Here is a 10813-nt window from a genome sequence, read left to right on the forward strand (position 1 = left end):
TGCTTGAGTACCTGCATGGGAACCACTGTCGAGGACGAACGGCTCGATGCCCTGTTCACGGCGCTCAGCGACCGCACCAGGCGGGACATCGTGCTCCGGCTGAGCGCGGGCGAGGCGACGGTCAAGGAGCTGGCCGAGCCGTACGCCATGAGCATGCAGGCCGTCTCCCAGCACATCCGGGTGCTGGAGCGGTCCGGCCTGATCAGTCAGGGACGGCACCGTCAGACCCGGCCGTGCCGCCTCGAACCCGGGGCGCTCGAGGCCGCGCTCTCCTGGATCGAGGAGAGCCGGCGCGTGTGGTCGGACCGGATGGACCGGCTGGAGGCGCACCTCGCCCGCCTGCAGGAACGTGACGACCGGTGAGCGACGACGAACTCGTCCACCGGCGGGTCTTCGACGCGCCGCGCGAGCTGGTGTGGCGGTGCCTCACCGAGCCCGCCGAGCTCGCGCGGTTCTGGGGGCCGGCCGGCATGAGCACGCCGATCGACGGCATCGTGGTCGAACTCCGTCCCGGTGGCCGGTTCGAGACCCTGATGGTCGGCGAGCACGGCGACCACCGGATGGTCGCCACCTTCACCGAGGTCGTCCCGCCCGGACGGCTCGCCTGGGTCGAGCCGGCGACCGGGATGCACACCACCGGCACGCTCGACGACCTCGGCGACGGCAGGACCGCGGTCGTCATCCATCAGCGGCACGTGCCCGAGGCGATGCGCACGCCCCAGGCCCGTGACGGCTTCCTCACCTCCCTCGACAAGCTCGGGGACCACCTCGCCCACCTCGTACAGGGAGATCGATCATGACCGACCCGCAGTCCTGGGTGGCGCCGACCTGTACGGGGCTCGCCGACCTCCTCGCCGTCGCGGACGCCGGCACCTGGGACGCCCCGACGCTGTGCGAGAAGTGGCTCGTCCGTCACGTGGTCGCGCACGTGACGATGCCGGTGCGGCTCACCCCCGAGCGGTTCGGGGCCGAGATGGCGGCGGCCGGTGGCGACTTCACCGTGCTCTCCGACACCGTGGCCGCACGGGACGCCTCGCTGCCCGTCGCCGACCTGCTCGGCCGGCTCCGGTCGCCGGGACTGCACGCGTGGCAGCCCCCGGGCGGCGGCGCGGCCGGTGCGCTGAGCCACGCCGTCATCCACTCCCTGGACGTGACGATCGCGCTCGACCGGCCCGCGATCGCACCGGCCGAGGCCGTGACCGCCGTCCTCGACCGGCTCGCCGCCGCCGACGGCACCTGGTTCGGGACCGACCTGACCGGGGTACGGCTCGAGGCCACCGACACCGGCTGGAGCCGGGGAACCGGCCGGCTCGTGCGCGCCGACAGCGGCTCCCTGGTCGCGCTCCTGTCCGGCCGGACGCTGCCCGACGGCCGGGCGCTGCCCCGCGCCTGAGGCTCCCGGCCGATCCGGCGACGCCGGGACCTCGGATCAATTCCCCTGGAGGACGGACATGGGGCAGCGGTCGTAGCCGTACTCGCTGATCTCTCCTCCGAGCGCGGGCCGGTGGACCGATCCCATGCGGAGCTCCCGCATGGAGTCGGTGACGGCGCGGAAGTACCGGACGAAAGGGAACGGGGGTGGTCTGTCACGGTGGCGGCCTCCCTCGTGGTGCCGTGCCGGCAGGGGCGGACGGTGCCGCCGCCGGTGTCCGGCGGGACCGTCACGGTCGTGGTGACCCATGCCCCCGGGCGCCGGTGGGCTCGGACGAGCCCGTCCCGCCGCCGGTGGGGGCGTGCCGGCGTCGGGGACCGGTGCGGGATCACGACGACGTGTATCAAGGAGTGTTACTGCGGGACGTTCAAGTGTCAATCGTCGATGCCGGCGGCGACGGCCGGCGCGGACGACGCGGCAGGGCGAGGCCGATCCGCGTCGCGGCGAACGCCCGCGGCCATGTCCGCGACCGTGTGCGCCCGGATCCCGGGGCAGGGCCCGTTCGCGACGCGTGCCGACACGGCGCGGACGTGGTCCTGCGCGGGCCGGAGCAGTCCGTCGTAGACCTGCGCGAACAGGTCGCGGGCACGACCTCGCGGCCAGCCGGGCGGCATGAGGACGTCGGGGAGCATCGGGTCGAGCACCGGGAAACGCCGGTAGACGTCCATCACCTCCGTGCGGGCCCGTACCGCCGCGGCGCCGGTCACCGCGCCGGCGGCCACCCGGGGCGCCAGCGGGCCCCACCGGTCGATGAAAGTTTCATACTCCTTCGCGATGGCCGCCAGGTCCCAGGCCTGGACCGGATCGCGGTCGACCTCCGCCTCCAGGTCCAGGTGCCGTGCGCGGAACATCGTCACCGAGCCGAGCGCCACGGCCGCCAGCTCCGCACGCCCGTCCGGCGAGGGGGGATCGGGGGAGATCCACACACCGTCGTACAGCGGGGCGTAGCCGTTCCAGCGCAGGTGCTCCCGCAGCGCTCGCCGCCGCGTGCTCTCCTGCTCGGGCATGGAGAAGACGACGACCGTCCACGAACCGTCCCAGGGGCCGGGGTCCACGCCGATGGCGGCGATCGCGGTGCCGCCGTTGGACAGATCGGCCGCGGCGCCCTCGGTCAGGCGGTACGAGCTGTACCGCCCCTGCCGACTGCCCTCCAGGACCCCCTGGCGGACCAGCCTGCTGATGGACGTGCGCGCGGCGCCGGCGGTCACGCCGAACTCGCCCAGCAGGGCCACGATCGCCCCCGAGGGCAACCAGGCCCGGGTACGCACGGTGTAGTCGGCTATCAGGGTCACCGCCAGGCCCTGGGCCGAGCTGCCCGGCCGTCTCCGCCCTGGTGGCGGCCCGGCTGCGGCCTCGGGGAAGATCTCCTCGATATCGAACGGGCGTACCACGGTGCGCTCCCCGGCACGGACGGTCCACGACCGTACCGACTGTACCGGCCGGGGAGTCACCGGACCCCGGCCGGCGCTCCCCGGCGGGCTCCGGATCGCGTCCGCCGTAAGGGTATGAAATTTTCACGTTTTAATTTCATGTCCACCGGGACGACAGGTGGGGTGACCTCGGCGGCGACGACGGCACGGCGACCGCGACCGTTCAAAAGTCGAAAACGCCTCGTTGACTTCCTCCAGTCAAGGCTCCTATGGTCTGGCCACCACCCACCTCCACCACAGTGATGGGCATGACATGAAGAGATCAAAAGCACTCCGGCGAGCCGTGTTAGCGTTAACATCAACGCTCGGAATGACGATCCCCGCGGTGGTCGTCGCGCAGTTGCCGGCCCAGGCGGCGGTGGCCTGCCGGGTGGACTACGCGGTGGCCTCGCAGTGGTCGGGCGGGTTCACCGGTAACGTCACCGTGCGCAATCTGGGTGACCCGGTCGACGGCTGGCGGCTGACCTGGAACTTCACCGCAGGCCAGCGGATCTCCCAGGCGTGGAACGCCACCGCCACGCAGAGCGGGACGGCGGTGACGGCCGTCGACGCCGGCTACAACGCCGCGATCCCCTCCGGCGGCAGCACCACGTTCGGCTTCAACGCCTCCTCGGGCACGGCCAACCCCGCCCCCGGCGACTTCGCGCTCAACGGCGTCGCCTGCACCGGCGCTCCGGCGACTCCCACCCCCACCGCGAGCCCGACGGCCAGCCCCACCGTGAGCCCGACGGTCAGCCCGACCCCGACCCCGACCCCGACGGGGCCGACGACTCCGCCGGCGTCCTACCCCGCTCCCGGCCGCGTCACGGGCGACATCGGCGTGCACGACCCCACGGTGGTCAGGCGGCCCGGCGGCGGTTACCTCATGGCCCACACCGGCGACAACGTCGCCCTGAAGACGTCCACCGACCGCGTCAACTGGCGCAACGCCGGAAGTGTCTTCCCCGGCGGCGCCCCCTGGACCACCCCCTACACCGGGGGTGCCCGCAACCTGTGGGCACCGGACATCTCCTACCACAACGGCCAGTACTACCTGTACTACTCCGCCTCCAGCTTCGGTTCCACCAACTCGGCGATCTTCCTGGCCACCAGCCCCACCGGGGCCTCGGGGTCCTGGACCGACCGGGGACTGGTCATCTCCACCACCGCCTCCAGCAACTACAACGCTATCGACCCCAACCTGATCGTCGACGACCAGGGCCGCTGGTGGATGTCCTTCGGCTCCTTCTGGTCCGGCATCAAGCTGATCGAGCTGGACCCGGCCACCGGCAAGCGCCTGAACACCACGGTCCGCAGCATCGCCGCCCGTCCCGGCAGCACCGCGATCGAGGCGCCGTTCATCGTCAAGCGCGGTGGTTACTACTACCAGTGGGTGTCCTTCGACCGGTGCTGCAACGGCGCCGCCAGCACCTACCGGGTCATGGTCGGCCGCTCCACCAGCGTCACCGGCCCCTACGTCGACCGCAACGGCGTCGCGATGACCTCCGGCGGCGGCACCCAGGTGCTGGCCGGGCACGGCTCGATCCACGGCCCGGGCCACCAGGCCGTCCTCGCCGACACCGACGGTGAGCTGCTGGTCTACCACTACTACGCCGACAACGGCGCCTCCCTTCTCGGTATCAACCGGATCGGCTACGACTCGGCCGGCTGGCCGTTCGTCTACTGACCCCGGCCCGTCAGGAGTGATCACCATGCGTCTTCTCCGAACACGCGCCATGGCGGCGGCCCTGCTTCTCGGCGCCGCCGTCGTCGTACCGGCCGCCACGGCCCAGGCGGCGGTGGCCTGCCGGGTGGACTACGCGGTGGCCTCGCAGTGGTCGGGCGGGTTCACCGGTAACGTCACCGTGCGCAATCTGGGTGACCCGGTCGACGGCTGGCGGCTGACCTGGAACTTCACCGCAGGCCAGCGGATCTCCCAGGCGTGGAACGCCACCGCCACGCAGAGCGGGACGGCGGTGACGGCCGTCGACGCCGGCTACAACGCCGCGATCCCCTCCGGCGGCAGCACCACGTTCGGCTTCAACGCCTCCTCGGGCACGGCCAACCCCGCCCCCGGCGACTTCGCGCTCAACGGCGTCGCCTGCACCGGCGCCACCCCCACCCCCACCCCCACGCCCACCCCGACCCCCACCGTGAGCCCGACGGCCAGCCCCAGCCCGTCACCGACCCCGACCACCGGCCCGCGCAACACCTTCACCAACCCGATCAAGACGCGAGGCCCGGACCCGTGGCTGACCCACCACGGGGGCTACTACTACCTGGCCACGACCACCTGGAACTCCACCATCACCATGCGCCGCTCCCGCACGCTGGGCGGGCTGGCGACCGCTCCCGACACCGTCGTGTTCGACCTGGCGGGCAGGGCGAACGGCTGCTGCAACATGTGGGCCCCGGAGTTCCACCTGCTGGACGGGCCCAACGGCAAGCGCTGGTACATGTACTACGTGGCCGGCCAGAACGTCGCCGACTTCAACCCCACCCAGCGGCTGCACGTCCTGGAGAGCGCGGGCACCGATCCCATGGGTCCGTACACCTTCAAGGCCGACCTGGGCGGCGACTGGCAGCTCGACGCCAGCGTCCTGCGGCACGGTGGCCGGCTGTACCTGATGGGCACCTACAACCCCGGCACCCAGAGCCTGTTCATCACCCCGCTGAGCAACCCCTGGACGATCGGCGGTTCCCGGGTCAGGCTCTCCTCGCCCACCTACGCCTGGGAGCGGCAGACCGCCGCGGTGGCCGAGGGGCCCGAACCGCTGTACCACAACGGCAAGACCTTCGTGATCTACTCCGCCAGCGCCTGCTGGGGCCCGGACTACAAGCTGGGCATGCTCACCCTCACCGGCGCCGACCCCCTCAACCCCGCCCACTGGACCAAGCACCCCACCCCGGTCTTCCAGCGCAGCGACGCCAACGGCGTCTACGCGCCCGGCCACAACGGGTTCTTCACGTCCCCCGACGGCACCGAGGACTGGATCGTCTACCACGCCAACAGCTCGGCGAGCGGCGGTTGCGACATGAACCGCAGCACCCGGGCCCAGAAGTTCACCTGGAACGCCGACGGCACGCCGAACTTCGGCACACCCGTCCGGCTCGGCACCACGCTGAACTCCCCCTCCGGGGAGCCGGCGAGCTGATCGGACGACGTCCGCGCGGGCCCCGTGCCGGCGCGGACGTCCCCGGCACCGCTCCGGACCCGATGGCGGGGCGAGGGCGCGGCGCGTCCGGTGCCCGACCGGCGCCGGACGCCGCCCCGCTCGCGGAACGCCGTCATCCGGGAGCGGGGCCAGGAACGACGATCCCCGACGAACCAACGGAACCACCATCTGATTGGGCCAGACATGAAACGTTTCATCCATCTGACACGGAGCCGCGCCGTGATCGGCGGCGCCGTGTGCGCGGTGCTGCTGGGAGGGGCCGTCGTCCAGGCGCCCGCCTCCGCGGCGGTGTCCTGCCGCGTCACCTACGAGATCGCCAGCCAGTGGGGCGGCGGCTTCGGCGCCAACGTGACGATCGACAATCTCGGTGACCCGGTCAACGGCTGGCGGCTGGCCTGGAACTTCACCGCAGGCCAGCAGATCTCCCAGGCGTGGAACGCCACCGCCACGCAGAGCGGGACGGCGGTGACGGCCGTCGACGCCGGCTACAACGCCGCCATCCCCTCCGGCGGCAGCGCCTCCTTCGGGTTCAACGCCTCCTGGAACGGGTCCAACCCCGCCCCGGCCTCCTTCTCCCTCAACGGCACGGTCTGCGACGGCGGCACCGCCTCGCCGACCCCGACGCCCACACCGACGCCCACCGTGTCGCCCACCGTCTCCCCGACCCCGACCCCGACGCCCACCCCCACCCCCACACCGACCCCGACGCCCCCGGCCGACGCCAAGCAGGCCGAGGACCTGGACCGTGGCCTGATCAGCGTGCGCTCCGGGTCCGGCAACCTGGTGTCCTGGCGGCTGCTGGGCACCGAGACCCGCGACACGTCGTTCAACGTGTACCGGGGCGGCACCCGCATCGCGAGCGTGACCAACTCCACCAACCACCTGGACTCCGGCGCCGCCGCCGACGCCTCCTACACGGTGCGGGCGGTCAGCGGCGGCAGCGAGGGCCCGGCGTCGGAGACCTCGCTGCGGTTCGGCAACGGCTACCTGGACGTGCCGATCACCCCGCCGTCCTCCGGACACCACGCCAGCGACGCCGCCCCCGCCGACCTGGACGGCGACGGCCGCCTGGACATCGTGCTGAAGTGGGAGGCCAACAACTCCAAGGACAACTCCCAGGCCGGCGTCACCGACCCGGTCTACGTCGACGGCGTCAGGCTGGACGGCACCCGGCTGTGGCGGATCAACCTGGGCCGCAACATCCGGGCCGGGGCGCACTACACCCAGTTCCAGGCCTACGACTACGACGGCGACGGCAGGGCCGAGGTCGCGATGAAGACCGCCGACGGCACCGTCGACGGCCGCGGCACCGTGATCGGCAACGCGAGCGCCGACCACCGCAACTCCGACGGTTACATCCTCACCGGGCCCGAGTACCTGACCATGTTCAACGGCCAGACCGGCGCCGCGATGTCCACGGTGAACTACGACCCGCCGCGCGGCAACGTCGGCTCCTGGGGAGACACCTACGGCAACCGGGTCGACCGGTTCCTGGCCGGCACCGCCTACCTCGACGGCCGGCGCCCCAGCCTGATCATGGCCCGCGGCTACTACACCCGCGCCGTGATCGCGGCCTGGGACTTCCGCAACGGCTCCCTCGTCAAGCGGTGGACCTTCGACTCCAACGCCTCCGGCAACGGCGGCTACGCGGGCCAGGGCAACCACTCCCTGAGCGTGGGCGACGTCGACGCCGACGGCAGGGACGAGATCCTGTACGGCGCCGCCGCCATCGACGACAACGGCCGCGGCCTGTGGAACACCGGCCTGGGCCACGGGGACGCCGGTCACCTGGGCGACCTCAACCCCTCCCGTCCGGGCCTGGAGTACGTGAAGATCTCCGAGTGGGCCGCCAGCCCCGGCCTGTACATGGTCGACGCCCGTACCGGGTCGAGGCTGTGGCAGACCGCCGCCAGCTCGGAGGAGGGCCCCGGGCGCGGGGTGGCCGCCGACATCTACGCGGGCAGCCCCGGCGCCGAGTCCTGGGCGGCGGGCGCCGGCCAGAACGGCCTGCGCAACACCGCGGGCACGGTCGTCGGCCGCCAGCCCTCCTCGGCCAACTTCCTGGCCTGGTGGGACGGCGACCCGTTGCGCGAGCTGCTGGACCAGACCCGGATCGACAAGTACGGCACCGGCGGCGAGACCCGGCTGCTGAGCGCCTCGGGGGTGCACTCCAACAACGGCACCAAGGCCACCCCGTCCCTGTCGGGTGACATCCTCGGCGACTGGCGTGAGGAGGTCATCTGGCCCACCACCGACAACCGGGCCCTGCGGATCTACGCCACGCCGCACGTGACCACCACGAAGATCCACACCCTGCTGCACGACCCGCAGTACCGGGTGGCGCTGGCCTGGCAGAACACCGCCTACAACCAGCCGCCGCACCCGAGCTTCTTCATCGGGAACGGCATGGCCACCCCGGCCCAGCCCAAGGTCTACCTCCGGTAGGACCCGGCACCGGGGGATCCGGGCCTGATCCCCCGGTGCCTTCCGGCGGGCGTCCCCTCCTGGTGGGAGGGGGCGCCCGAAGCGCGCGCCCGGTCCGGCCTCCCGGAGCCGGGCGCGCGTCTCACGGGGTCGCGCGTACAGGAAGCGTCACGGGGTCACGCGTACAGGAAGTAGTAGCGGTAACGGCTCTCCCACTCGCAGGAATAGTCGTCCCACCAGCCCTGGTCGGTGCCGCGGGTCCCGACCCGCTCGCACTCCGAGTGCTCCCTGAAGACGCCGGCCAGCGTCTCGGCGTGCGCCGGGGTGGCGCCGATCGTCAGTGTCGCTCCGAGGACCACGGCGGCCGAGACGAGAACAGCGCGGGTCTTTCGCATTCGTCCTCCTGTGAGTGGGGAGATCATGAAAGTGGACATTATCACTCACTGCGAGCCAGAAAGATTGTCAGGTCCCAATCGGCCGCGGTGCGGGGATGAAACTTTCATCGGTGTCGTCGAGGGCGGCGTGTGTTTCACGGACATTCACCGGTGGTAAAGACGGTGTGCGGCCTTCCGGAGTGATGTTCCGGTCGCTGTCCAATTCCATACGCGGCGTTCTTGAAATGCCTCGCAGGTGTGTATCCGGCTGCCTGTGCATGCCATGGATGATCTGTGCTTCTTCACGCTGTATGACGGGTAAAGTACGGTTCGTGCCGGTGTTTCTGGTCGGTCGAAACGATATGAAGAAACCTTTGACCGCCATCACCCGGGTGTCATATCGTCGCCCCGCCCATATCGATGTAAGTCGCGACACTCGAGCAGGACGTTGTTCTCGCAGGCGCTACGGTCGGCGGTACCGATCACGGCTGTCCCGGCACAGGAGAAGACACGGACGGTCACCGGGGAAGCGGCGATCATCCGACCGGAGTCGCCTCATGCAAGCTCGAATCCGTATGGCCATGACCGCCGTCATGGCGGTGACCATGCTGGCAGCCACCGCCGTGTCGACGGCCCTGGCGCCGCCGGCCCACGCCCAGGTGATAACCGACATCGCCTACGCACCCGCGCAACCGGCCGGGAGCAGGGGACACCTGCTGGACCTCCACCTGCCGTCCACCGGCATCACGCCCCGGCCGCTGATCATCTGGCACACCGGCTCGGCGTGGACGAGCGACGACGGCAAGGCCGGAGCGGACGCCATCGCGGCGATCTTCAACCCCCTGGGCTTCGCCGTGGCCGGCGTCAGCGTCCGGTCCAGCGCCCAGGCGATCTTCCCGGCCCAGGTGCACGACATCAAGGCGGCCATCCGCTGGCTGCGCGCGAACGCCGCCACCTACCAGCTCGACCCCAACCGGTTCGCGATCATGGGCGACTCCTCGGGAGGCTGGCTCACGGAGATGGCCACCCTGTCCGGCGGCGTGGCGGCGATGGAGGGCACCGTCGGCACGACCGGCGTCTCCAGCGCCGTGCAGGTGGGGATCGCCTTCTTCAGTCCCACCGACTTCCTGCAGATGAACGCGCAGAACCTGCCGACCGGCGGGCTCGACCACAACTCTCCCGCCTCCCCGGAGTCCCTCCTGGTCGGCTGCCCGATCCAGACCTGCCCGGCCACGGTGGCCCAGGCCAACCCGATGACCTACGCCGACGCGAACGACCCGCCGCTGATGTTCCTGCACGGCCAGGCCGACTTCCTGGTGCCGCACGGGCAGAGCGTCCTGCTCTACAACAGGATCAAGGCCCAGTGCGGCGACGCCACGTTCGTCTCGGTGCCCGGCGCGGACCACATGATGCCCCAGATCATGGACCCCGCCCAGTACGGCCTGCAGACCGTCCGCACCACCACCGACTGCGGCGAGACCGTCTCCACCGGAACGCTGAACCCCACCTGGGCCAACTTCACGACCTTCCTGCGCGGCGGGCTCAAGATGGGCAACGCCTGCGAGGTCACCTACACCACCGGCGTCTGGACCGGCGCCTTCAACGGCAGCGTGACGATCAAGAACACCGGCACGACCCCCGTCGACCGCTGGGTCCTGACCTGGACCTGGCCGGGCAACCAGCAGATCACCGGCGGCTGGAACGCCACGGTGACCCAGACCGGCACCCAGGTGACCGCCCGCGACGCCGGCCACAACTCCTACATCGGCCCCGGCTCCAGCCAGAGCTTCGGCTTCTCGGCGACCGCCACCGGGACGAACGGTATTCCGGCCCAGTTCAAACTCAACAACATCGTCTGCACGAGAGTGCCCTGACGCCGGTGGGGGGGGGGGGGGGGGGGGGGGGGGGGGGGGGGGGGGGGGGGGGGGGGGGGGGGGGGGGGGTGCTGGGCTGCTTCCTGTCCCATATCCCACGCGGGGGGAGAGAGAAGTACCGAAG

10 protein-coding genes are annotated in these 10813 nt (G+C 71.3%); 7 read left to right on the top strand and 3 right to left on the bottom strand.

Annotation, left to right across the window (positions count from 1 at the left end; genetic code table 11):
- The first annotated feature begins 15 nt into the window (after nucleotides 1-15).
- From ACZ6RT_RS30375 to ACZ6RT_RS30385, 3 genes are read left to right on the top strand one after another with little or no spacing between them, the layout of a single operon-like run.
- On the top strand, nucleotides 16-363 hold the full coding sequence (locus ACZ6RT_RS30375) for an ArsR/SmtB family transcription factor (protein ID WP_399193678.1): 348 nt from the start codon (nucleotides 16-18) through the stop codon (nucleotides 361-363).
- Complete coding sequence (locus tag ACZ6RT_RS30380; protein ID WP_470157346.1) at nucleotides 360-800, top strand: SRPBCC family protein; 441 nt, start codon at nucleotides 360-362, stop codon at nucleotides 798-800. Before ACZ6RT_RS30375 ends, ACZ6RT_RS30380 begins: the two co-directional genes overlap by 4 nt.
- The gene (locus tag ACZ6RT_RS30385; protein ID WP_470157347.1) at nucleotides 797-1393 is read left to right on the top strand and encodes a maleylpyruvate isomerase family mycothiol-dependent enzyme; all 597 of its coding nucleotides are present in this window, start codon (nucleotides 797-799) and stop codon (nucleotides 1391-1393) included. The genes ACZ6RT_RS30380 and ACZ6RT_RS30385 overlap by 4 nt, the downstream gene beginning before the upstream one ends.
- Nucleotides 1394-1806: 413 nt before the next feature.
- On the opposite strand, the gene ACZ6RT_RS30390 is transcribed toward ACZ6RT_RS30385, so the two are convergent.
- Nucleotides 1807-2823, bottom strand: coding sequence for a PaaX family transcriptional regulator (locus tag ACZ6RT_RS30390; protein WP_470157348.1), 1017 nt, complete (start codon nucleotides 2821-2823; stop codon nucleotides 1807-1809).
- Nucleotides 2824-3172: 349 nt separating this feature from the next.
- Between ACZ6RT_RS30390 and ACZ6RT_RS30395 the strand changes: the two genes are divergently transcribed.
- From ACZ6RT_RS30395 to ACZ6RT_RS30405, 3 genes are all read left to right on the top strand, one after another.
- Nucleotides 3173-4528: a family 43 glycosylhydrolase gene (locus ACZ6RT_RS30395; protein ID WP_470157349.1), complete on the top strand. Its 1356-nt coding sequence runs from the start codon at nucleotides 3173-3175 to the stop codon at nucleotides 4526-4528.
- A gap of 25 nt (nucleotides 4529-4553) precedes the next feature.
- The gene (locus ACZ6RT_RS30400; protein ID WP_470157350.1) at nucleotides 4554-5996 is read left to right on the top strand and encodes a family 43 glycosylhydrolase; all 1443 of its coding nucleotides are present in this window, start codon (nucleotides 4554-4556) and stop codon (nucleotides 5994-5996) included.
- A gap of 204 nt (nucleotides 5997-6200) precedes the next feature.
- Entirely contained in the window at nucleotides 6201-8462 is a 2262-nt protein-coding gene (locus ACZ6RT_RS30405; RefSeq protein ID WP_470157351.1) for a rhamnogalacturonan lyase family protein, read from the top strand.
- Between the two features lie 155 nt (nucleotides 8463-8617).
- Here the strand turns inward: ACZ6RT_RS30405 and ACZ6RT_RS30410 are convergent, their stop codons facing one another.
- Both ACZ6RT_RS30410 and ACZ6RT_RS30415 read right to left on the bottom strand, forming a co-directional pair.
- Entirely contained in the window at nucleotides 8618-8836 is a 219-nt protein-coding gene (locus tag ACZ6RT_RS30410) for a hypothetical protein (protein WP_399193663.1), read from the bottom strand.
- Between the two features lie 67 nt (nucleotides 8837-8903).
- Nucleotides 8904-9203 carry a hypothetical protein gene (locus ACZ6RT_RS30415; protein WP_399193661.1) on the bottom strand — a complete coding sequence of 100 codons (300 nt, stop codon included), beginning with the start codon at nucleotides 9201-9203 and terminating at the stop codon, nucleotides 8904-8906.
- A 193-nt stretch (nucleotides 9204-9396) separates the two neighbouring features.
- Between ACZ6RT_RS30415 and ACZ6RT_RS30420 the strand changes: the two genes are divergently transcribed.
- Complete coding sequence (locus tag ACZ6RT_RS30420; RefSeq protein WP_470157352.1) at nucleotides 9397-10689, top strand: cellulose binding domain-containing protein; 1293 nt, start codon at nucleotides 9397-9399, stop codon at nucleotides 10687-10689.
- Nucleotides 10690-10813 lie beyond the last annotated feature (124 nt).

The organism is Streptosporangium sp. NPDC050148 (assembly GCF_055586505.1).